The sequence below is a fragment of the Limnohabitans sp. Bal53 genome, from assembly GCF_003063355.1.
Classification (GTDB): Bacteria; Pseudomonadota; Gammaproteobacteria; order Burkholderiales; family Burkholderiaceae_C; genus Limnohabitans_A.
The window spans coordinates 43,078-70,038 of record NZ_NESH01000008.1 but is presented as its reverse complement, the minus strand read 5'-3'; the positions used below and the strand labels follow the sequence as shown (position 1 = coordinate 70,038).

Here is a 26,961-nt window from a genome sequence, read left to right as displayed (position 1 = left end):
TGGGCGTGTCCGTTGAGGACATGCGCATGGACATCGCCGGCTTCATCCACGCGCAGGGCAGCTTCAACTTTGAGAAGGGCCCCCAGCAACTGGTCACTTTGGGTACTGGATTACCACAGGGCTTGGCCTCCACGGCTGCGGGTGAGGGGATACATGACATCTTTGGCACGCTGCTTGAGGCAGGCACGGGCGCGCAGCTCTCAGAGAACTTAGGCACGATTACGGGTTGGGACGTGGCCGTGTCGTACTTTGGGGCAAGCGACATCAACGTGTTCGTGGGCTACGGCAGCCCAGACTTTGACCAAGACAAATGGAGTGAGACCTCAGGCCTGTTTGGCTTCGCGTTTGAGGGGGTGGACTTTGCCTACGCCAACATGCAAACCACCTTGCCTGCTGTGCTCAAGGCACCGTTCCTGGGTGCGCTGGACAGCTTCTACGCTGCCAAGCTCAATGCGGAGAGCGCTGCCTTTGTTGGTGGAGGCGAGATCCTCAACGTTGAGGCCAAGAACCTAGAGCTGCGCTTAAACGATAACGATGCGAACTGGTTCCCTGGTACGCCTTTGGAGATGGGGCCTGCCGTCATTGACTGGGCGGCGAGTTTCCCTGCTGATGACGAGGCGGGCACCGCTGCGGGCCTGGGCATCAAGACCGGTGCCTACCTCAAGAGCGAAGACGAAGACACCAGCGAATACGCTGTAGAAGACGAAGCCCTGGGCTACTACACCGACAGTTTGGGCCAGCGGGTCAACGCGCAAGGCTTCTTGCTAGACGACTTAGGCGCGCGCATCGACCAGCTCATCACGCTGGACTTTGACGGCAATCAACGCTTGGGCGTGTCCGTTGAGGACATGCGCATGGACATCGCCGGCTTCATCCACGCGCAGGGCAGCTTCAACTTTGAGAAGGGCCCCCAGCAACTGGTCACTTTGGACACCGGTTTGCCAAAGGGTTTGTCTGGGGCAGGACTGGACTCCGTGTTGGATGGCATCGGTCAGGCTCTCGAAGCTACTACGGGTAGCAAGCTCAGTTACGACGGCCAAAAAATAACCAATTTTGATGTGGCCACCACATACTTTGGTGCCAGCAATATCGACTTGTTTGTGGGTACGGGATCTCCCGATTTTGATCAGAGCGACTGGTCTTCGTCAGATGACTTATTTGGCGTGGTATTTCAAGATGTTGACTTTGCCTATGCCAACATGGCGTCCACTTTACCCGCTGCAGTCAGAGCACTTGTTGGCGGCGCATTTGATAGCTTCTCTGCAGCCAAGGTAAGTGCTGACCGTGCCGCGTTTGTTGGTGGTGGTGATGTTTTAAGCATCGATATGCAGGATATCTCCCTGCGACTGAACACGAATGGCAGCGACTGGCCTGGTGGACTTTTCCGTGCGCCGGTCATTGATTGGGAGGCTAGCTTCCCCGGTATCGCCGCATCCGAGGGCGTGTCAGCGGTTCCTAAAGGAGCGCCCATTCAGACAGGCGCCTACGTGAAAAGCGAGGATGAGGACGCTGCGGCTTACACAATCGAGGATGAGGCGAGAGGCTATTACAAAGATAAATATGATAACCGCGTCAACAAGGAGGGGTTCTTACTTGATGCCGACGGTGACCGAATAAAAGAGATCATTTATATCGATTTCGGTGGTAGTAAATCTGTTGGTGTTGACATCGGCCTGGCTGATATTGCGTTAGCGGATTTTTTGTTCTTACGCGGATCGTTGTCATTTCAGCAGGGTGCTACGTACGGTGTGACTGTTGATATGGGGGGTATCGCTCCGCTGTTAGATAGCGTTGGCGCGGGTAGCACGGTCGATATGGAGGTCTCGTCAGTGACCTTTGGCGGGGCCAATCTCACCGGGTTTGCGGGCGTGAATGGTCCCTACCGGTACGGTGCGGACGAGACAGGCCCCAACGGCGTGCCAGATGGCATCCCTGACCTGATCGACGAGAGCGCGATCGGCTTAGAGGTCACAGATGTTGATCTTGGCCTGGCGATTATGACGCCTACTTTGTTAACTGCGTTGCCAGGGTTAGACCAGTATGCGCCGCAGTTCATTTCTGCCAAAGCAAGCGTTGCTTCAGCCTCGCTAGTGGGCATTGACCCGTCCTTTCTCGATGTGGGTGCGCAAGACGTTGAGGTCAACATCAACACCTTCGTGATACCCAAAGCGCCGGCGCCAGTCAATGCGGCGTTGCAGCTGTTTGGCCCGCCATCCATCAACTACCAGCTAAGTCCGTCTTTCAGAAACTACACAGAAGATGAAGACGGCGATGGTCTCTTATTTACGGGAGAAGATAGCAACGGTAACCTGAAACTGGATGCAGGTGAGGACCTGAATTTTGATGGTCTATTACAACTCAGTGAGGATCGCAATAACAACGGTGTGATCGATAGCGCTGGCTTCATGGTCGCAGCGGGTGGGAACAACGGCGTATTCCTCGACTTCGCCGAGGAGGTGATTCAGGCAGAGATTGGTTACGCGGACATCAATTTAGCTGGTTTCATGCAAATGTCTGCATCGATGGCCATGACCAAAAAGGGGTCGGAGACCGTCACGCTCTCCAACGGTGAGGAGACGATTGTGACGTCTCTGGCTATTGGTATCAACGATGCCAATGCCTTCCTGGGGATGCCAGCGAAGGTCGAGGGTCAGTCTGGCGCCTACCTCAAGAGCGATGACCTTTTGACCCAGCTCTACACGGTCGAAGACGAGGACTTGGGGTATTACAGAGATGAAGCTGGACAAAGGGTTAACAGCGACGGTTTCTTGCTGAGCAGTGACGGTTCGCGTATTGCCAGCGTTCAAGGTTACTTCTACGACAGCAATGCGGATGGACGGATTGATGAAGACGATGCCGTCAATGAGAATGCCATCGGTATCGTTATTGAGGATCTCGATGTTGGATTGATCGTTGGTAAAGAGCTGGTGATCAGTGCCGAGGGCGTTGATATTGGCGCCTACATGGCTGGGCGCGCGACCGTGGATTACATGGGCCTAAACGGTGTCCCGGGTGTCACGATGCAAGCCGAGGAGATGGCGATAGAAATCAACACGGGCGCACGCTTCTCTCTAGGTGTTGATCAGTTTGAGCAGGACCCCAATACGGGTCGTGTGCGATACGACCCTAACTTAGATGTGAATGTAAGCCTCACGACGATAGACTTTTCGCAGAGCACCTGGCAAGACACTTCACTGACCGTCAACCAGGACAGCGATCTAAGCAACGATATCGTTAACGCTGGTTACGCGATTGCGACAGGAAACCCGTCGGAGCCAATCGTTTTAGATTACTCGGGACAGTTTTTCCGTCTGTTCGGTAAAGCCGAGGTCGATTTGTTTGGCCTCGTATCGATGAACGGCGTCATGGACTTCCGTCTAGACGAAACCGATGGGTTGACGGCGTTCGCTGACGTGAACGTTCAGATCGGGCCCGATGACTTTAATCTGACACAAGAGGCAACAGGCTTATTGGTCATAAACGATGGCGGTGTGGCGCTTCGTATGGACTTGAGCCAGTCGCTGGAGCTAGGCCCGGTTGTTGACTTAAATGCAGATCTGCAACTTACACTCAATACCTTCGGTAAAGAGATCACTTACGTCGTTCCGGAGACTTTCCGGGATTCCACTGGATTCGACACCTTCTCGATTGGCGCTTACCCACCCGGCAAGGACGCCAGCTGGACTGGTATGTATGTGGCCTTGACTGGCGCGGGTAATCTGGATTTATTCAATGGCGCGCTAGACCTCAAAGGGGACTTTGCACTCATCGTTGCACAAAGTGGTAGCAAAGTCACCATGGAGCTTGGTGTGACAGCGGTGCTCGACCTGCCTGTCCTTGAGCCGCTTGGCGTGACGGGAACCTTGGGCTTGGTGGTGGATGCATCGCCCAGAGGCAATGAGACAGGTCTTTATGGCAGCTTAGAGGTTGGTGCGGCTAACAGTGACTCAACCATCATCGACGGTGGCGGTATCTTTAGCGTCAAGGGTCGTTTCTTATTCCAAATCAACACAACCAGCGTTTCCCAAAAAGTGCGTGGTCGAGATCCCGAGACAGGCACCTTCTACGATAAAAATGGCGAAGCTGTGGAGGTTGCGCTGCAGCCTTACATGCTCCGTATCGCGGGACAAGCGAGTATCGAGGTCGGTCCCATCGAGTTAAAAGGCGCGGTGGACCTGTTGATCGACAGTAACGGCGTTCAAGCGGCACTTGACGTGACGCTTGATCTGGGAGCTTTTGGAGAAATCGGCTTCACAGGCGCCGCAGCCTTTGGCATGGACACACGGGGTAAAGCGTTCTTTGCAATGTACGCCTCTATGAATGTGAACATGGGCGTCTCGATCATGAACATCAAGGCGTCTGCGACGGTTCAGATCAACACCAGCTCAGTCGCCTATACAACGCTCCCGGTCAATGGTGTGTCCCACACAATTGCTGCCAACACGCTTTTTAACATGGGGCTTGACGGTCAGTTGAAAGTCCTTGCATTTAACGTGGACTTCTCTGGCAATCTCAGTATTGTCAAGAATGTTTTCAAACTTGAATTCAGCGGAAAACTCAACTTCTTCAATGTTCTTAATGTCGATGTTGCTGGCTACCTAGACTCTGCTGGTAACTTTGACTTAACGGGGGGCGTGTCCGTACACATCCCGTTAGGTCCGCTGAAGATAAATGGCGGCATGAGCCTTCACTTCAGTAGCCAACCGAGTTTTGGTGCGAGCATTTGGGGTTCTATTGATGTCTCCGTGACGATCAAGATTGGTGGCGGCAAGGTGTTTGGCGTCAAGATTCCGTCGTATAACAAGACCTTCAGTACGAGATTAGCTGGCTTTAGCGGTAGCTTTGAGCTTAGCCCCACTTATGCATCAATGCGGGCGACCGTGACCTTTATGGGTATCAAGGTCTCGGGTAGCCAATCTTGGAGCTTTGGTGATCCGCCGGTCATCAGCTACCGCGACGGTGGAACCTTGTACCTGAATATGGGTGACAAGTCCGGTCGCTACGGCAGCGGTAAGCTTTACGACGACTTAATCAATGAGTCCTACAGCATTGAGCAAAGTGGCGGCACGATCACGGTGTCATCGATGGGCGAGAAGAAAACTTATTCAGCATCGCAGGTCACGCGCATCGTTGCCAATGGTGGTAAGGGTAATGACACGATTTACGTCGGCGAGAACGTTTCAGCGCGACTTGACTTCGATGGCGGGTTGGGCAGTGACACGTTCATCATTTACGGCGGCGCGGCGGGGTCGAGTATTCGCGGCGGTGCTGGCAACGACGTATTTGTCGGCGGTGTGCGCAGTGGCCTGACGTTCTCTGGCGGCGATGGCAACGACACCTTTAAGGGCGGTGAGGGCGCTGAAATTATCGATATGGGTGCTGGCGCCAACACGATTTCCGCTGGCGGCGGTGCAGATACTATTACCGTTAGCGGGACCTCTGACACCGTGGATGGTGGGCGTGGTGATGACGTGATTTACGCCTCTTTGGCAGGCTACGCCAACGTTTTAGGCGGCGAGGGCTATGACCGCTTAATTTTGTCTCCGTTCATATCAAGTGAGCCGATTGAGTTCAACGATCACGAGTTGGTAGTTAAGACGAATGGCAGTCGTCGCGAGATTGACTTCAATGACAGTCTTGATGTCATCAAACTAACGGACTCTGCTGCACAAACCACGATTTCATCAGCTGAGAATGCAAGCTGGGGCAGCACAGGGATGACGCTTGATGCCGCTGGTGTTCTTGACGTTACCAACGCGCATTTGGTTGGTCCCTTAGCAACTTTCAATATCGCGGCCTCTGGTATCCACGGCACCCTGAATACCGAGCTCGCAGGCCTAACGGTCCAGAACCGCGGTACCGCAGGCGTCAGCGGGGACGAGGACATCATCGTGCGTGAAGCCAACAACCTCAATATTGTTGATGGTTCTCGCGCCAATGGTGGTCTCTATGCTGCTAAGGGGTCGATCGATATCGCGCTGGCGGCTCTTGAGGCTAGGCTCAGTCTGACTTCGGGCGTGATTGCGACGGCGTCTGGTGGTTCTATCGACTTGCGTGCCGACGACATGGACTTTGCATCAGGCGCCAACAGCGTATCTGGCTCTGGTGCACTTGTCATCCGCACAATGACTGATGCACAGGGCTATCGCATTGGCGGTGCAGCCCAGTCACCGTTGGGCGTTGATTATTCTACTGAGGGTAACACGGGGTTTTTAGATCTGGGCGCGCGCGATATGTCCGCATTGGCGGATGGTTTCAGCAGTATCACGATTGGGCACGCGCATGCCGGCAGTGTGATGCGTGTAGGTGATTTGGAAAATGCCGCTGTGGGCGGCTCGGTCTTCTCAGCTAGGCTTGATGACACGACGACGTTTCTTGCGGACAGGATCGAAATTGTTGGTGATGTACAGAGCAGCACGCTGCTGACCCTTGAGGCACGTATCCTTGAGGTACAGCGACAAAACCAAAACGCTCCGGCGGGTGCCCCTGACGCGGGTCTGACAGCGTCCAGCATCGTCGCGCGTGTCACGGAGCAAATGTTGGTCAGTGGTTGGGTCATCGCCGACAATCTGATTGACATTGATGTCACTGCTAGCACGGGTGTTGCCGGGTTGGTGACGTACGGCGATGAAATCAATAGCCTGACAGCCGACCAAGGCGCAACCCTGCAGACACTTGCCTCGGATAGTGTGCTTCGCATTGCAACGTCGGGCTCTATTTACAGCGCGGCGGGCATGTACGCAGGTGTCAACCAAGGAACCGGCGCCTCGATTGCGGTCGATGCTGGTACGGGTTTGACCCTGCTGCAAGGCGGCACGTTTGCAACACGTTATGACAATGGCAGCATCACGTTGCGGGCGGGTAGCGCGTCCAATGCCGATGGTTACATTCATTTGATGGGCGGCAGCGCGGTGGTCTCTGGCGCTACTTTAGACGCCAACAACGACTATCAATTAACGGGTAGCGGCTCCACGCTCAACTTAAGCACTCCCGGTGAAATGATGCTCGCCGGCTCGCTCACCGCTGCTGGCAACATGAGCCTCAGTGCGAGCGAGGTCACCAACCCTAACTCGTCATATTTCAATAGCCTGAACGGGTCTGTGCTCACACAGGAGACCCGCAGCGTTGAGGTTGCTGCCATTTTGGCCGGTCTCAATGCTGGACCGGCTGGGCCAGTTGCAGCGGATGCGCTCAAGGCGCTCTTCACCGGCGGCAGCTTGAGCTTGGAGACAGGGACAAGCGTTTTAACAGCGGTCGCGAACTACTTGCCGTTTGGCGACTTGCCCGAAGCCACACGCTTACAAATTGCGGCTGCACAGGGCTATCAGGTGTTCACCGAGGGCGGCTACTTCAACCCCTCAACTGGGCGGTTCTTTACCACCATTGGTGACGGTCCCGTCGTTGCGTACAGCGTCGATGACCCGCGGATTAATTGGGGCGTGGATGGTAAGCCAGCAGCCGGTAGTGCATTTACGGCGCTGACGCCTGAGCAGCAAGACGCTATCGGCATGGCCTTGGGATACACGCGCCACGAGGGGACCGTCTATTTCAACCGTTTCGCAGAGCAGGGTGACGAGGTTGTGATCGGGTTCCTAGAGGGTGCGCAGCCTGACTACAACAACGCCTTGATTGATTGGGTCAGCGCAGGCGTGCCTACTCCCGCGATGGATGCCAACTTCGACGATGACTTGACATCTGCGCAAAAACTAGTGGTCGCCAATACGTTGGACTACCACTTCGACTACAACTTGATTCCGGTCAGTGAGTGGTCAGCTGAACCATTTGATTTTTCTTCGGTGAGTCTGGATGAGTGGCGCGACGGCTCAACGCTTGAGTACGGCATGGTCATCTCTGATGCGCAGTGGGGCGAAGTGGAGAAACCGTCAACAGGTACGCTTTACGCTGACCTGAGTGATGCGCAGAAGCAGATAGTTGATAGCCTCGTGGCGTTCGTTCCTGCACAAACTGACCGTCTAACGTTGAGCGGTGAGTTTGTCGCCGGCGATGTGGTGAGTGTCGTTATTGACGGCGTCACCTACAGCTATACGGTATTGGATGCAGACATTGGCGAGACAGATGCCGCGACGATAGACGCGGTGGCCTACGCGCTTGCGCTGAGCATGAATGACGGGCAGGACGCTGTCAATGCGCAAAGCAGCACGACGACCACGCTGGACTTCTCTACGCAAAGTCAGACCACTGAGGATGGCTCGGCTATTTCAAGCATCACGGTGAACCAGTTGGCTGCCGCTGGAATCAACATCGTCAGCACCGATGAGCGTTTGGTTGTTGATGGCAGCCAGCTGACCTTGTCCGGTACGTTTGACGTTGACGATCTCTTGTCGTTGGATATCAATGACATCGAGGTGCTCTATACGGTTCGTGCTGAGGATATCGGCGCAACAGACGCAGAGACGCAGGCTCAGGTCGCTGAGTCACTGGCAAGTGCGCTTGCCTTGGCATCGCCAAGCGAGAGCGTCACGCAGATTTCCGTGCGGGCGGCGCCTGGTGCGCAAGTCTTTGTGTTGAGCGTGAGCGACGAAAAAATCGCTGTTGAGCACAATCCGTTGAACGCGCTAACGGGCGACCAGTTGGCGGTTGTCGTTGCCAAATTGATGCCATTGAGTGAGACGCCTTACTGGGATCTCAGTGATGACCAGAAAGCGGTCGTGGTTAATGCGCTAGATGCTATCAAGACGGCGGGCGAGGAGATTAGTTTCTTCAGTGCCACAGCACCTACTGGTAAAAACCTCGTTGTTCGGGACCTGACACAGGTCGGTCAGGAGCGCACGTTTACGCAAGGTGTAACGCCTGACTACCGGAACGACAATATCTATTGGGGTGATGTCGGCGAACCAGCAGCGGGCACGGTATTTAACGACCTCACAGACGCGCAAAAAGAGGTGGTGGCGAGAAGCTTAGGCTACGAGCGTTTCGATGGCGTGCATTTCTTCAATGCACAGGCGCCGTTATCTGAAGTTTGGGTGAGTGGTTTCGCTGAGGGCGGCGGCGCCTACGATCTGAGCACCATGGATTGGGGGGGAGTGCCCGCACCCGCCCTCAACACGACTTTTGAGCAGCTGAGCGTCGCGCAGCGCGCCGTGGTCGCCAGTGAGCTTGGCTTTAATGCAGTAGATCAGGAGGTTTACGTTAAATTCAACGCTGATCAGAGTATCAGCGTCAAGGCCAGTTTGGTAGAGGGTGTTGGGGGCGACTACGACGCCACGCAGCTTGATTGGGGCATCATGCCGGTGGGTGAGCCTGGTGCGGCGTGGGCTGATTTGTCATCTGCGCAGCAAGACCAGGTGTTGTCTGAGTTGGACTACACGCGTTGGAGTGGCCTGGTTTACTTCAACGCCTCGGCGGCCAATTCCTATCGCCTAGGATTTGTCGAGGGGAGTAGCGCGGATGCTGATTACGCGAACAGCGAGATCACTTGGAACGCGTTAACAGACGGCATCCCATCTGCTGGCACCCCATTCGATGCGCTAAGTACGCAACAGCAGAGCGTGGTGCTACAGCAGGCGGGTTTGTTGGCGTACACGGGAACGGTTTACTACAACGCAGGTGCCTCAGTTGGCAAGCAACTCCTCAGCGCACTCACAGTCGATTACGCTGCAGCAGGGGCACCCAGCACACCCACAAAGCGGTGGCTGCTAAGTGACGGCGATAACAACCAGTATTTGATTTACGCCAATGACAGTGATAACGACGGTACGACAGATGCCATCGAGGTGATGGAGGTTCCGGTACTGTTAGGGCAGCGTGGTGCAGGCTTCCTGCTGACAGGATCCATCACGACGCTCCAAGCGGATTCTGACTTTATTGTTGACGTCGTGGGCGATGCCATTGTGAGTGGTGGTGTGATCGACCTGCAGGGCGCTGGGTCTGATTTGAGCATCACCTCTGAGCGCAGCGTCTATTGGCAGGGCGAGGCAAGAATTAACGGAAATATCACGCTCGTAGGTGAGGGCGCGCAAGGGGCTGACATGCCCTTGGACGGTGTGAGCGTCTACGTTCATGGCTCGTCAACGTTATCCAGTAATGCTGCAGGATCCAGCGTGACAATCGACGGCGCGCAGGATGTAGAAATTCACGGTGCGATTCTGGCTGGCGCGATTCGAGGCAACACGGGTACAACCTATTTAGGCCCCGACTCGACGATTGCCATCACCGCCGGGCAGCAGATATTACTGAATAACAGCCTCGCTGCGGCCAAGTCCGTGACGTTGCGAACCACGGGTGTACCTGGCAGCGATGACAACTACACCTCTGTTTATCTAGACACAGCGGCGGGTATTACGGCCGCTGGCTGGACCAGCGATCTATCTGGCGGTTTGGTGGACATTGCAGTCGATGGTGATGTGGTGCTCGGCGGTATGGTCCTCTCCGGCGGCAGCGTGGTGCAGTCTTTCGATGCAGGCGTGTTGACGGGAGAGTCCATCACGTGGAGCAACGAGCTATCCCGTGTTGACATTCAAACGGTCGGCAAACTAGATCTTGGTGTTGACACATTGGCGCTAAGTGGCGCGACTGTTGAGGTCGGTGCGCGCATCCACGCAAGCCAGTCAATCAAGCTTTCAGGCGGCGTTAGTAGCGATCAAATCGGCTTGAACGTTGCGGGTGCGGCCGTGGTCGCGGTATCCAACCCCGCTGGGGTTATTCAACTCAGCTCGTCGCAGGATGCGTTGATTTTGGGTCAAGTCGTCGCCGGTGGAGCGGTGTCCGACCACTACGACAGCGTGGGCGGGTACCTGGGCAGTACGGTTCAGAATTCTGCCGGCGATTCTGAGATTTATGTCAATGCTTCAGGACAGATTCGCTTAGGCCGTGACCTGATGGCCGGAAAGGTGATTGATGTCCAAGGCGGTGTGAGCCCGCATATCGCTACTGACGCCGACCCTTGGGCCGACCTAGGTATCGTGATTGGTGGCGGCGTGCAACTCAAGACGTGGCAGGAGGATTCCAGCATCACCCTGTCAGCAGACGGTGATCTGGCTGTCTTGACACCGTCTTGGACGCATGAAATCGTCGCCGACGGATTTGTGGAGTTTGCAGACGGGCACTTCAGCGCGCCAGTGACCGGTTTCAAGCTCACCGTCGAGGAGGGAACAGTCGATCGATCACTCGACATTCAGTTAGACGGTGTCCGCACGAGCAGCGCCGGAGGCATCAATGCCGTCGTTGCCGATTTGCAGGCGCAGATCAGCGCCTTCTTCGGATCCAAGGTGAACGTGGCATTGAGCGATGGCCGCTTGATGCTGACCAGCTTCTATGAAATGCGCATCGAAGAAACCGCCTTTTTGGGTGTCGATGGCGGTGCAGAGCGCCTGGGATTTACCCAAATTAAAGCGCTCTCACCGACTGGTGGCGCGACAACGTCCTCGCGCACTTACGCGGTTGACGCCAGTGGACAGGGCTCTGTCGTTAATCTAGGCAGCGCAGCCGCACCGACTGGCGCTATCTCGATTGCTGGTGCCATTCGGGGCTACAGTGCCGTCAACCTATATGCCGGTACGGGAGATACGGGCAATCAGGCGGTCACTTTTGAGGGCACCAGCCTGATTGAGACCTTGTCCGGCAGTATGGTCTTCAACCTATCGGGTGATACCACGATGCAGGGAGACTTTATCGCGCGTGGCGATGGTGCGAGCATCATTATCAACAGCTCCGGCACTCTGGCACTCAAGGGAAGTTTGACCGCGCAGCGCGATATTTTGATCGGAGCGGGTAGCGACGTCGTGGCGGGTGAGGTGAGCTTGCTAACTGACGGAACGGCGACATTCAACACCCTCGATGCAGGCAGTCAAATTGTGCTGTTCGGTGTCAACGATGTGGTGATTGACAGCAACGTTGGAAGGGGTAGCGCCGGGCTTGAGTTGATTCAGGCGAGTTCTGCCACCGGCACGCTAACGCTGAGTGAGGCCAGCGGCTGGCTCGAGTCAGACAATCTGATCGTCCTCAGCGGGCAACATGTGGATGTTGCAGGTGTTTTGCGCAACAACCAAGCCACCGCGGCAGACGATGATTTTGAGCTCATCATCAGCGCGGTAGACGACGTCTACCTGCATGGCGCGATTGGCATCGTCGGTTCTATGTTCATCGAGGCGGGCGACGATATTGAGGTTGCCAACATGGCTCTGAGCGCGCAGTCATCTGGCGCGTCGCTTGTGTTGGTCGCTGGCGATGCGGTCACCATGGGTGGCGACGCGCCGACGATTGCGAGCATCGAGGGTGAATCGACAGCGGTGATCGCGGAGGCGCACACCTTGTTGAGCGTTTCCGCAGGTGGTACCTTGCGCTTATCTGATGACGCACAGTTGATGAGTACAGGCGACGGTAGTGCGATCGAATTGCAAGCACAACGCATTTCTGTTTTGGGTCAGGTCAGGGCGGGTGCTGATAGTGCCTTCGCCTATGACCCCACCAGCGAGGTGATGTCATTTAATCCGGGAGCCTTGCCAACCTACACGGGTAAGGCTGCGTCAGTCAATGTTTTTGCTGTGGATGAAGTCACGTTAGGGGACCTAAGTGGCAGCTCTGAAACTGGCGGTGTCTTGTTTGCCACTGGCAGCCTCAACGTGCAGTCTGGTAGCAATGTTGATGGCGTTGGCTATGAAATGTCACGGCACAGTCAAGCCAAGGTCGATGCGTCGGGTTATGGCACGTGGTCGGATACAACGGTTGATGCGTCTCGCTGGCAAATCGTAGACGGTGTGACCTACACGGTTCGCATCGGTCAAATCGACTTCAGTAGTTCAGCGGACAGCGACAGCACTATCAATACGGTGCTCAATGATTTGCGCGGAAAAATTGATGCCCACGCTGGTTTCGCTGCCACACGATCGGGTGATGTTCTGACCTTAACCACAGGCGATAAGAAGCTACTTAGTGACGTGGTCACAACAATGACCAGTACGGTTCCAGATACGGGTACGGTCGCCATTGTGCTGGGCGATGGTAGCGTCGGTGCCGAAACAGATGCGACGGTGGACACCAGCCTTTGGAACGTTGTGGCGGGTGCCCGTTACAGCGTCACGATCGATACCAAGACCTACACTGTTACCGCGGGTAAGGACTACACGCTGGCCATGGTGAATGAGGAGCTGGTGCGATTGATCAAGGAGGGCCTCTTCTATACGGCCTCATTGTCGGGTAACGTACTCACGGTCGAAAATGCCGGTCCGACGACGGAAGAGAAAGACGACACGCGCTATGTGGGTGCGTTGAGCGCAGGCGCCGATGCAACCGCAGGTGTTGCAAGCGTGGCTGCCGGTAACGTTGATTTGCTGGTGGACGGCGAGTTAAACATCACCTCGGACGGTGACATCGTACTTCTTGGCGGTGTGAGTGCCACCGATGTGGGCGCAGATATTTTGATTCAATCGCGCTCGCAAATATATATAGACGCGCTGGTCAGTGCGCAAGAGACGCTCAGGTTGCGTGCTGGCATTGATAACTCGCGGGTTGGGGTGTGGGTCACCGAGGTACTCCTTGACGATAACGGCGACTACGAGTCAGGCGGGACACTGGACACTGATTCGGGCGGTGTGATCGATATCGAGTCGGTTGATGGGGTCACGATCAAGGGCGTTCTGGGGCAGCGTGAGATCACCGATGGCGATCTTGGTGGCGCCAAGGTGGGCGATATTTCAATTGTCTCGTTGTCAGGTGATGTGAACCTGATGCGCAACACCAACGTTCGCGACGCGCTCAATGTGAGCGGCGACAGCGTGGGCATTCTCTCTGGCAGTTACGTCTACGCGACCGGGCGGGAATCCGAGTTGTATTTAGAGGCACGCGATGGGTTGGTGTTGTCGGGCCGTGCTGTTGCGGCGGGTCTTGATGCGGCGATTGCCAAGGCATCTCGACTGGTGCACATGGTGGCGCCTACCATGTCTATCAACGGCACGATTGATATCACCTCCCTCACTGGGCGGGCGTTATTAAGCGGGGGCGACGCGATCGCTATTGGCGGCACAATTGTTTCTCGTGGAAATATCGATGTACATGCCGGCGTTGACATGGCCTGGACGCGACAGCAGATGGAGGCCAGCCTTACCCGGGCAGATCTAGACGGGGGAACCATCACGATCGCAGGCCAAGGCCTGCTGCAAGCGGTGGGAACCGTGACATTACTTGCAGGCGCCAACGTCACCCTGGATGCAGACGCCAATGTCGCATCTGTGGAGAGTGTGTTGGTCCCCACATACGTGACGGTGGAGAAAGAAACCCAGGTTCTGGTGGGCTCCATCAAGGTGGCATCGGGTATTGAGCTCGTGCCTGAAATCACCATCGTGCCTACCGAGGTGACCGAGCAGGTAGGCACTGACAAGGTGCAAATTGGCAGCAGCTATGAAACCATGGATGTGAGCCTCACCCAAATCGGCTACTACAACCCGAACGCGGCTGATAGCTTGAAGTTTGTCGAGACCTTGATTGAGGGCGTGCATTACCTGAACGACACCAGCCGCAGTGCACAAATCAAGGGCGTTACCATCGTTGACTGGACCAAAGCGGGCGATGAGCAGACGCCCACGCGGCAGGCCGAATCCGTGACAGGTGATCCTGAGTCAACGGCCTACAAGGGCTTTGCGCAGCTAAGCGACGCGCAGCGGTGGGCGGTTCTGAACGCAACGGGCTACATGCCTGTTTACGAGTTCGACTACACCAACTACCAGCTCAACCAGACGATCAACGGTACCGCAAGTGTCTTGACGCAGGACGATGGCACGTATCCTGACTGGAACCCAACGGGTGACATATCCAACACGACCAAGCAGGTCTACTACGTCGACTTGGCTAACTGGCGTGATAAATACATTTTGATGCCTGTGGGTGCACAGGCATCGCTGCTCAGTGCGGCGTCTTCAGGTGAAGCCAAGTACCTGACGGACATCACATTGAATGGTCAAAGTGACGGCGTTTGGGCCACATTGGACGTCGATGCTAAGCCGACCGGCGAGTATCTCGGCTTCGTGCAGGAGGGCGCCACCGTCAACTACTACAAGCCGGCCAGTGCCACCAGTTGGTCGGTCGGTTACGCTTCTGCAGGTAGCCAAAACTACACCTTGACCAATGGCCTTGGTGTGTCCAACGGCACTTTTACTGAGGGCGCATTCAAGACGTATCCGCAACTGAGTCAGGCACCTAGCTTTGCACAGGGCAGTCAATCGCAGAAGACCGCTACCGACTCCGCTGGACGCTCCATCATTGGACCATCGGCTCTGGTTGATGCACTGGGGACCGGTACGACATTACAAACCTCGTCGAAGCCTGGCTACAGCCAGTTTAGTTATCAGGTGCCAACCTTCTCGAAGGTGAAGTACGGTCCATTTAAGATTTTCACTAAGTGGAAAGTGAGCTGGCAGACGGTCAGTACGCAGGTCAAGGTGAGTGACAGCCTGACGATGCAGTGGGCGTCACCGAAGGCTTCTCCAACGAAAGTGTACGACCCGCGCGTGCAGCTCACCTACAGTGTGTCGACGCAAACGGAGAACCTTTACAACTACCGGCCGGTCTACATGACCAGCATCAAGGATGTTGAGGTCGTCAACTTAAAGCCCGTCACCATATGGAAAGACGAGCCCGTTTACGAGACCAGGCTTGAGCTGGTGACCGATGTTCGGTATGACGTAGCAACAGGGCGCAGTAACTTTGGCACCGCTGACTCGGTGACTGCGGGGCACATCATCGTTGATGTGGGTGGCTCGGTGCTGATCAGCGGCAAGATGACCGCATCTGAGGATCTGTCCGTTGTCGCCGCGGGCACCTTCACCTTGGCTGGACAGGCTCAGACAGGCGCAGACGGCCTGCTGAAGCCCATAGCGTCAAAACTAACGGGTAATGAAATAACGGTAACGGCTGGCGGGAGCCTGCTGCTCGATGACTCCGCATCGTTGTTGGCTAGCCAAGGTGTCGCGCAGTCTGCCGCCAGCTTGACATTGAATGCGGCGGCAGACTTGAGCTTGGGCGGTCTCACGGGTAGCGATGATGGAACGATCTTTGACAGCGTCACGTTAAACGCGGATCAAGATATCTACTTGAGTGGCTCGATTGATGCCAACTCGATCGCGATATCGGCGGGTCTGGCTGCGGGCGATGGTGATATCCATGCGGACAGTGATGTTAGTTTGAACGCGTTGGCTGGCGATGTGGTGTTAACGGCCGGCCAATACGGTGGCGATATCAGCATGCACAGCGCGACATTAAAGGCGACGGGGGCAGTTGCTTTGTCAGCGCTTTCGGGTGCAGTGGTGCAGTCAAAGTTGACCAACGTGTCTGCGGTTAGTGCGGCCGATCAAATTATTTCAGGTCTGGTTCAAGCGAACAGTTTGGCGGTCGAGGCAGGTAACGCCATTACCCTGAAGACAGCAGTGCTCACGGTCGACAGGTTGCTATTGAGCAGCGCAGGAAATATCGAAATTGTCAATACCGGAGATATGCTGGTGACTGAGGTCCAGGCAGCCGACGGTGCGATTACGATCCACAACTACGGTGAGCTGGTTGTGCTCGCCGCGAGCACGCTGGGTAGGAGCGATGCCAACGATATCCGCTTGGTTACTGCCAACCTACCTGGTGCCGCCACTGCTGCGCTCAATGACCTGAGTGTGGGCAATATACAAACCGTGCAGCGCGGTGATGTGACTCTCTACGCACAAGGAGCGGTGGCGCAGCGCGCGGGCACCCGCGTAGTTGCTGATGTCCTGGATGTTCGTGCGAGCTTGTTAGGCCTGACGCCCGAAACTGGGCAATCGTGGCTGGTAGACCTTGCGACGCAGGTGAACACCTTGCAGGTCAATACCAGCGGCGCGGGCGATGTGCGCGTAAACCAAGATGAGAACGCGTCGTTGGCAACTGCGCGAGATGTCGTCGTTTCTAACACCCGCATTGGCGACGGTGACTTGGTCATTGAGGCTGCGGGCTCGGTAGATGTGGCCAGCGTGGTGTTGGCAAGCAACAGCAGCGATAACAATCTGAGCGTAACGGCAGCTGGGGATATCGTGGTGCGCTACGCGGACGTGGGCATTTATTTGGCAACAGCTGCTGACGCGCCGCAGAACGACATAAACGATGATGGTGACTTCGACGATGTCGGTGAGACGTTGACTGAAGCCAGCTCGGCTGGCGGCATTACCCTGAACGCAGGTGGATCTATCAGCGAGGGTGGTGCGGACGATGATGTCGATCTGGTCGCTAACCTGCTGACGCTGACAGCCGGAACTGGCATCACCGGGTTAGAGGTGGCGATCAATTCGTTGGATGCACAGACGACCGTTGGTGACATTGGCTTATCTGACTTTGACGGTGCTTTGGAAAAAGCGTCGGGCCTAGAGGTTAAGCGGGCTCAAACTGCCAAGTCTGCAGTTGCCAACACGCTAAATAGCACCGTTGACTTGACGGCGCAGGGGACCTTGCGGGTTGGTAGCGAGGGCTTGGTGAGCGGGGATATGTTGCGCTTAACCAGTGTGTCAGGCTCAGTCACGGTTGCGAAGCCCTTAGCTTGGAGTGACGCGACACCAACCGCCAACAACTCACTCGACCACAACGGTGGCATTGCCTTGGTGGCGGCGCAAAATGTGCAGCTGTATCAATTCGTATCGGGTGCCGTGTGGACCGAATACCGAGCAGGAGATGCATTTAGCTTCGGCGTCGCTGATTACGTGGAAGTCAACGGCGAGTTACAAGTCACTGGGCCAGGCACATTAACCGAGACATTGCCAACCGTCTTAAGCGCGGACACTTTGATTTTGGAGACAGGCGGCACCCTCAGTTTCCTGGAGGGGGTATTGACTGCGGGTAAGAAGCTTGAGCTGATTGCCGGTGAAAACGTCTACCTTGGTGGCACCATGACCGCCGGCTATGGCTACTCCCAAATCCAGGCACTCACCGTCACGGCAAAAGGGGAGCGGCAAGCCCAAACCATTGTTAACGCCAACGAGAGTGCGGTTGTGCCCAAGCAAAGTGTCGCCCAGGACACAGGCTTCATAAACGTTCAAATGGATCGACTCTCCAGCAGCAATTTTGCGTTGCGTGCCGCGCAGAATATTTATCTCAAGTTGGACAGCTTGACTCTCAGTGGTTTTGTTGGCGGCCTCGCTGGGTTTGATGCTGCAGCCAACATCGAGATGGATATTTTGGGCACGTTGACCGTGAACGCAGGTATCGTGAGAGCGGACGAGGCGGCGGGCACCATCAAGCTCAATGCTGCCAATATTATTTCCAATGGAGCTTCGGTGTTCATTGGAAATAATATTGACGTTACCAGCGCATCGGGCATTGGCTTAAATACCATGACCGACCATTTGACCGCTGTGTCAACTGGTCGTGGTGACATCGTCATCAACGAATCGGATGATTTAATCATCGACTTAGTGAGTGCCTACGACGGCGCCATAACGATTGGAACCAGTGGCGACACATATGTCCGCGACCTCCACATCGATACCGATCGCATCGGTAACGACATTGTTCTGCGGGCAGCTGGCGATGTATACATTGATTCGATCGAGTCCGCGGTAGACGCCGGGGCTGGTAAGCGTAACGGCAATGTCACGGTTGAGGCCACGGGTGACTTCCTGGAATGGGAAGCGCCGGTTTACAACGTGACGGCCAGCGGCGTGCAACAGGGTGTTCGCTACGTCGTAACCGACGTGGGTAATACCGACTTCACCGCGTTGGGTGCAAGTGAAAATGTCGTTGGTGCTGTGTTTGAAGCAACGGCTGCGGGTAATGAAAACTCGGGTACTGGTCAGGCGAGACCAACGGTTCCCGTCGACATCACGGGGTACGCCTACGACCAACGCGTTGCGGATGTGTATGGCTACACGGTTACGCTAATTGGCGCACCGTCCTCGGCTGTGACGCCTGTGTTGTTAGAGAGCGCAGCAGATGTCGGCAGTGGTGCCGAGCTGGAGGTGCGCGTTGCCAGCAACGGTTCTGCGATCAATGAGAGCGCGGCTTGGTACGTCCATGGGCAAGTCTTCGGCGCTGACGGTGTTGCGATTGGCGGTATGTTCGATGCGGTGTCCGCCAAAGGAATGGATAACCCGCAATTGGTGCAAGAGCTTGTCGGTGGCGGCTTCGTACTCGTGCGCACCACGTTCACTGATGGCATAGGCTGGGACATTTACGCCCAAACCTTCGATGCGGCGGGTACGGCGTTGAGCGACGAGTTCAGGGTTGATAGCGTGACAAGCTCCGATGAGCCAATGCCGATGGTGCAGATGCTCGCAAACGGCAAATTCATGGTGGTCTGGACATCGACAGACCAGCAAGGCTACACCGACATTTACGCGCAGGCGTTTGACGAATTGGGTGCCGCCAATGGCCAGGACTTCATGGTCAACAGTACAGTCAACGGTGACCAAGATTCACAGGTTGTCCAGACCTTTGGCGATGGCTCTTTCGTGGTGTTATGGACATCCAGCGATCAGAGTGGAAACCGCGATATTTACGGCCAGTTCTTTGATAAGGACGGCGACGCCGTTGGGACCGAATTTGGTGTCTACACCCAAGCCAGTGGCGATAATTACGAGCCTGTCGTCAAGGCCTCTGATGACACCGGATTTACGGTCATCTGGACCTCTACCGACGCTGATGAGCTAGATATCTATGGTCAGCGTTTTGGCATACCACTTCTAGGCACTGCCGGATCTGATGTGCTTACAAGCACACTTGGCAACGACATCTTGGTGGCCGGTGCAGGTGACGACGTCCTTCATGGTGCCATGAATGGGCTCAGCCGCGGCTATAACCTGCTGATCGGCGGGGAGGGCAACGACACCCTCCACGGCGGTGTGACTGATCTTGCCGTCTTCTCCGGCGACTACGCCGGTTACGAGATCACCGCGACAGTGGACGGGTTCTGGCAGGTCAAAGACACGCGTACGCTGGATGGCGATGATGGCACCGATGTTTTGAGTGGTATCACGACGCTGCAATTTGCAGATCAAAGCTACGAGATTGGTGCCCTGATCACGGTGGGCACCGCTGGCCCAGATGCCATGGTTCCTAACGCTGTCAATGGTGCTGATGGTCAAGACGTATTCATCGGCCTTGGCGGTGATGATGTCCTCAACGGCGGCGGTGGATATGACGTGGCGGTATACGCTGGTGCGTTTGCCGACTATGTGATTCGAGCGACATCGGCAGGTTGGCAAGTGAGCGATGCGCGCGGTGTGGCGATTGATGGAACAGACCTTGCCACCGACGCAGTGGATCTGCTTATAGACATGGAGGCTTTGCAGTTCAGTGACCGCACATTTGAGCTCAATGCTACCCCGTTTTTCGCCGACGCCGAGGGGACGTTTACAGGCTTGACCGCCAATGATTTAGTGGTCTTCGCTGGTAATGCGGCTGATTACTTGGTCACCGCTACCCTGGATGGTGACTGGCAAGTGACGGATACCACCACGGGGGTGGCCGCGGATGGCAGTGATCGCTTGAGCTATGTACTGGTCGATGTCGAGGGCGTGCAGTTCGCAGATCTGTCGTACCAACTACCCAATTCACCGCTGTCGGGCGATGACGCTAACAACACCATCGATACCGCGCAGCTGGAGTTGCGTCGGGTGGCGGTGTCCGTGGTGGATGGCGCTGACCGCAGTGATGTACTGGACGTCACGGTTGATCCGATTGGTCAACTAAGCCAGAGCCTCCAGACGCTGCAGCCGCTGAGCGATGGGCGCTTTGTTGTGAGTTGGTCGACCAGTGCATCTGGCGTGCTAACGCATCACGCACAAATTTACGGCGCTGATGGCACCGCCAACACCAACGTGATTGACTTCACGGATCCCGCCACATTCACGGTGTTGAGCAGTGGTTCCGTCGTGGCCACCTGGGCACATGATGACAGTGGCACCACCGACTATCTGGCGCAAATTTTTGCAGCAGATGGCGCCTCGGTTGGCGCTCAGTTGTCGTTTAGTGGTACCCCCGTGTTCACGCAGCTGACGCGTGCAGGCTTTGTCGCGACGTGGGCAGATGCCGCGAACGGCGAAGGTTTCATGCAGATATACGCCGCCAACGGTGACGCTGCGACAACAACGTCCAGTTATGTCAGCATGCCGAACGCCACAGCGCTCAGTGACGGTGGCTTTGCACTTCGTTGGGCTCAGCCCCTGGCGGGTGGTGAGCCCACGACCAGTGCAATCAACTACTTACAGGTCTTCAACACCTTTAGTGTGGGCGGGACGACGACCGAGATAACAGGCGAACTCACGGCGCTGCGCGATGGTGGGTATGTGGTGACGGGCTTGCAATCGTCCGCGGGAACGACGAGCTACCCCGTTCAGAAGTACGCAGCAAATGGCACTGCGGTGGGCGCTCTGTTGGCCTTTGACGTACAGCCATCGTTTGTCGCGTTAAGCAACGGAGGCTTACTGGCGACCTGGTCATCATCGGCCGCGGGAAGCACCACCTATTTTGCACAAGCCTTTGATGCCCTATCGGTTGCGGTTGGGGGCGAACACACGTTCAGCTTCGAGCCGCGCTTCACCGCGCTTGCCGATGGTCATTTTGTAGCTGAGTGGTTGGACACCAGCGATGGCAAGCATCATGTTCAGGCATACGGGGCCGACGCAGCGGCTGCAGGTGCGGTGCTTGATGTTGGCTATGCCCCCAATATCACCGCGCTAGTGGGCGGTGGCTTTGTTGCCGACTGGCATGACACGACGCAGGTCTTGCATTACGCGCAGGTGGTCGATAGCGTGGGTGCAGCGGTGGGTAGTCCGTTGGTCTTTGATGGGGCGCCTGATGTTTTGGCGCTGGCTGGCGGGCGTTTCGTTACCAGCTGGTCGGCTGACTTTGCGGGCTACACCCATGGCTATGCCCAGTTCTACGCAGCCGATGCAAGCATTGACGGCGCTCAGATGACCTTCATTGGTGCGCCGGTGGTGAGTCAGTTGGCGACTGGCGAGGTAGTTGTAACTGGCGAGACTGTCGACAGAGCTGACGATGTGTTGATCGGCCTTGGTGGCGATGACACATTAATTGGTGGTGCTGGCAGTGACGTGGCGGTATTCTCCGGCTTGTCTACCGACTACCTGATCGCGGCGACGCCAGCGGGCCATTGGCTGGTGACCGACCTGCTAGTGGCTGATGGCGATGATGGCGCCGACACGCTCATTGGTATTGAGGCGCTGCAGTTCGTTGACACCACGTACCACATTAGCCTGAAGCCCATTTTGGGCACCGCGCAAAATAATGTCTTGACTGGGTTCGTGAACCAGGATGATGTCTTGGTTGGCGGTGCTGGCGATGACACGCTCATGGGCGAACTCGGCGATGTGGCGGTTTACGCGGGTAACGCCAACGGCTACCGTATCACGGCCACGCTGGACGGAAACTGGCAAGTCAAGGACACCGATGCAACAGACGGCGACGATGGCGTTGACAAGCTAATCGGTATCACCACCCTGCAGTTCGCTGACCTGACCTATCAGATCTCGGCCGGCACCAGGGTTGGCACGCGCGATGCCAGTGGCAACGATGTCAACGACGCCTTGACGGGCAGCGCAGATAACGACTTCCTCATAGGCTTGGGCGGCAACGACACCCTAACGGGCGGTGCAGGCTACGACGTTGCCGTATTTGCGGGCAACTACGCAGGCTACCGCATCACGGCAACGCTAGACGGAAACTGGCAAGTCAAAGACACCTACGCAGCAGACGGCGACGACGGCACAGACAAGCTCGTGGGCATCACCCGTTTGCAGTTTGCAGACGTGGACTATCAGATTGTTGCGGACATGCATCTGGGCGACACAGACGCGAGCAGTCGGCTTGGGGGTACTGGCTCGGATGTGTTCATTGGTTTGGGCGGCAACGACACCCTGACGGGCGCAGACGGTTACGATGTGGCGGTGTACGCCGGCAACTTCGCCGACTACCGCATCACCGCCACCACAGATGGCAACTGGCAGGTCAGGGACCTGCGTAGCGACTCGCCCGAGGGCACCGACAAGCTCATCGGCATTGAGGCGCTTCAGTTTGCAGATAGTGCAAGCGGCCCGAACTTCACGCTATTGGTCACGCCAACGGTCGACACGCTCGGGACCAACGCCGTCACCACTACCGCCGGCAACGATGTGCTGATTGGCTTGGGCGGCGACGATGCGCTCAATGGTGCAGGCGGGTACGACGTGGCGGTTTACGCCGGTGACTATGCTGACTACCGCATTACCGTTACAACAGACGGTAATTGGCAGGTCAGGGATCTGCGCAGCGGTTCGCCCGATGGCACAGACACCCTCACAGGCATCGAGGCGCTGCAGTTTGCTGACCGCGCGGACGCATCCTTTAACCCCACCTTTGTGCTGAGCACCGATATTGTCCTTGGTAACGTCTCGGCAAATACGCTTGATGGCGGCCTTGGTAATGATGTGCTGATTGGCCAGGGTGGCGACGATCTGCTTAACGGTGGAGATGACACGGTCACCGGTGAAATTGGCTACGACGTGGCGGTGTACTCAGGCAGCTTTGCCGACTACCGCATCACGGCCACACTGGACGGTTACTGGCAGGTCTTGGATTTGCGGGCCAATTCGCCAGACGGTACCGACAAGCTCACGGGCATCGAAGCCCTGCAGTTTACAGACCAGACCTACCAGATCGAAGCCAATATCACCCTGGGAACCGCTGCCGGTACCGCGTTGAGCTCTGCGCTCAATGCTGGCGTGGGCAATGATGTGCTGATTGGCCTGGGTGGTGACGACACGCTGACTGGTGGTGCGGGCCACGACACGGCAGTTTTTGCCGGCAACTTTGCCAACTATCTGATCACGCCACTTGCTGATGGCAATTGGCAGGTGCGCGATCTGGACGCCACGCTAGATGGCGCCGATGGCACCGACAAGCTTATCGGCATTGAAGCCTTGCAGTTCAAGGACCAGGCCTACACCCTGCTCGCCGCGCCAGTTGCTGTCGCAACCGATTTTGATGACCTGCTCAAGGGTTCTGGCAGCACAGACACTTTGTCTGGGTTGGGCGGCAACGATGTGCTGATTGGTGGGGCTGGCAATGATGAGATCAACGGCGGCGAAGGTTACGACGTGGCGGTGTTTGCGGGCAGTTTTGCCGACTACCGAATCACCGCCACTTTGGACGGCTACTGGCAGGTCTTGGACACCAACCCATCAGCAGGTGGCGATGACGGCACCGACAAGCTCACGGGCATCGAAGCCTTGCAGTTTGCGGACCTGACCTACACCATCACAGCCAACATCACGCTGGGCACTTCTGCCAGCAATGCGTTGAGCTCTGCACTGAATGCTGGCGCTGGCAATGATGTGCTGATCGGGCTTGCCGGCAACGACACCTTGACAGGTGGTGCGGGCGTCGACGTTGCCGTGTTTGCAGGCGATGCGGGCCAATACCTGATGCGCCTCAATGGCGATGGCAACTGGCAGGTGATTGACAACAACCCCACTGACACCACAGCGACTTATGATTTTGGCGATGAGGGCACCGACACCCTGATTGGCATAGAGGCCCTGCAGTTTGCCGACACCACTTACACGATCACCGCGTGGCCAAAATACGCGCAGAACAACACGCTGACGGGCACCAGTGCCGACGAGTTGTTGGTTGGTGGCGCTGGCAACGACACCATCGACGGCGGCGCCGGCAATGACCTGATGGTGTACTCGGGCAATTTTGCCGATTACTCGATCAGGGGTTTGTCCAACGGGTACTGGGAGGTGAAAGACTCAAACGCCCTGCGTGATGGCACTGACCAGCTGATTCGGGTTGAGCGCTTGCAGTTTGCTGACAGCTCCTATGACTTCAACAGCGTGTTACATGTCAATACCGCGGGTGACGACACCATCACAGGCGTTGGCAGCATGGATGTGGTGGTGTACTCCGGTAATTACGATCAATACACTCTGGCCCCGAGGGTTGATGGCAGCTGGCAAGTTCAGGGCCCCGACGGCACAGACAAGCTGTTCTCGATCGAGGTCTTACAGTTTGCAGACCAGTCCTACAAACCGGCAGCTATTTATGTTGGCGACGAAGGGGCGAATCCTTTGCAGGCCACAGCAGAAATGCAAATTTTGCTGGGGCTGGCCGGCAACGATACCCTGACCGGACATGACGACAACACCATCGCGCTGTACGCTGGTGACTATGCAGACTACCTGATCAGCCCGCTGGCCGATGGCAACTGGCAGGTCAAGGACTTGCGCACCAACTCACCGGATGGCACGGATAAGCTGATCAGCATTAAAACGTTGCAGTTCAACGACCTGGCTTACAAGATCACCGCCGTCACGACGCTTGGGGATAGTCAGAACAACGCATTAACTGGCGACAGCACACGAGCGGATGTGCTGATTGGCGGCGTAGGCGACGACACATTGCAGGGTCAGCAAGCCAACGATGTCGCCGTCTTTGCTGGCAATTACGCCGACTACCGCATCACCGCAACGCTGGATGGCAACTGGCAGGTCAAAGACATCGACACCACCGTTGATGGCAACGATGGCACGGACAAAGTCATTGGCATCAAGACCTTGCAGTTCAAAGACCAGGCCGTTGATCTCTCGAGTAGCTTTTTTGTAGACTCATCCGAGGGCGCATTTGCGTTAAGCGGCACCTCGGGTAACGATGTGCTTATTGGTCTTGGGGGCAACGACACCCTCAACGGCGGGGCGGGCCAAGATATTGCGGTCTTTGCCGGTAACTATGCCGACTACACCCTGACAACAACTGCCGGTTATGGCGTGCAGGTTACGCATAACGTCGCAGAACTGGGTACCAAAGGCACCATCGTCGCAGGCGGAGTTGAGTGGGCTTACATCAATACCGCAATAAACCGTATCTACGTTGACAACCGGGTCATAAGTGGTGACGCCAGTCAAATCAAAGAACTAAAAATACTCGACATATATGACGGAGCGGTCACTTATGCCGGCGCCAATAGCAGTTGGACTTATTTCACACTACCGGCAGCCATTGCAAAGTTAGCTGATGGCACATCCGCATACGCGGCTTCTATTAGGAGTATGGGGGGGGGTGACTATGCAATTAAATGCAATGCCCCAACGTTTGCTGTTATTGCCGGGGATGGCGTTGACACCCTGTATGGCATCGAAGTTTTGCAGTTTGCCGATGCCAGCTACACCGTTGATGCCCCGGCCACTGGCGGCTCAGGCCCAGAGCCACTGACAGGCACCGACGCTAACGACCTGTTCAGCGGCGGCGGTGGCAACGATACGATCAGTGGCGCGGGTGGTTACGACACCGCCTATTACGCTGGCAACTTCTCCGAGTATCAGATTTCGCCTTTGACCGACGGCAACTGGCAAATCAAGGACCTGCGCACCAACTCGCCTGAAGGCACGGACAAGCTCATCAGCGTCGAGGCGCTGCAGTTTGCTGATATGGCCTATGAGATCTCGGCGTTGCCCAAGGTTGGTACCTCCGGTGATGACGTGCTTGGATCGACAGAATTTCCAGTATCTGAAATGCTCAGGGACCAGAGAAACCCTGATGTTGCATCTCTGGCAGGGGGCGGGTTTGTTGTGGCTTACACGTCATCGGCTCTGCGGTCTGGTACGAGCTATTGGGAGTATCCAACATTCCAAATTTACGGTGCAGATGGGCAAAAAATTGGGCAAGAAGTTCGTGTTGAATCGAACGTAGGCAATACTCAGGGGTATAAGGCTTTTGCAGCTGGCCTCGGTGATGGCAGCTTTATGATATTTTGGCGTCACTGGCCGGGGGCCGGGACCCGATCAGATATTTATGCTAAGCATTTTGACGCAAATGGTGACGTATTACGCGAAACATTTCTGGTAAGTACTCAAGTTATTGAGCATCAGTTCTGGGGCGGAGTGGCGGAATTGGCAGACGGCGGTGTCATAGCAACTTGGCACGATGTTGTCAGTTTGAATAAGGCGACACCAAATCTTCAAACGATAGCTTTCAAACGCTTTGGTTCAGACGGTGAACCCATTC

The 26,961-nt window shown here is 56.1% G+C and carries 2 protein-coding genes (1 of these 2 only partly in view); one reads left to right on the top strand and one right to left on the bottom strand.

Features of this window, described 5'->3' with window-relative positions; all coding sequences use genetic code 11:
- Positions 1 to 773: 773 nt before the first annotated feature.
- Complete coding sequence (locus tag B9Z50_RS17645) at positions 774 to 917, bottom strand: hypothetical protein (protein WP_158270700.1); 144 nt, start codon at positions 915 to 917, stop codon at positions 774 to 776.
- A 60-nt stretch (positions 918 to 977) separates the two neighbouring features.
- On the opposite strand from B9Z50_RS17645, the gene B9Z50_RS16440 reads away from it, so the two are divergent.
- Positions 978 to 26,961, top strand: partial view of an Ig-like domain-containing protein gene (locus tag B9Z50_RS16440; protein ID WP_146183238.1) — the 5' portion only. Its footprint extends 25,478 nt past the window's final position; only the first 25,984 of its 51,462 coding nucleotides appear in the window; the start codon lies at positions 978 to 980; its stop codon lies beyond the right edge, outside the window.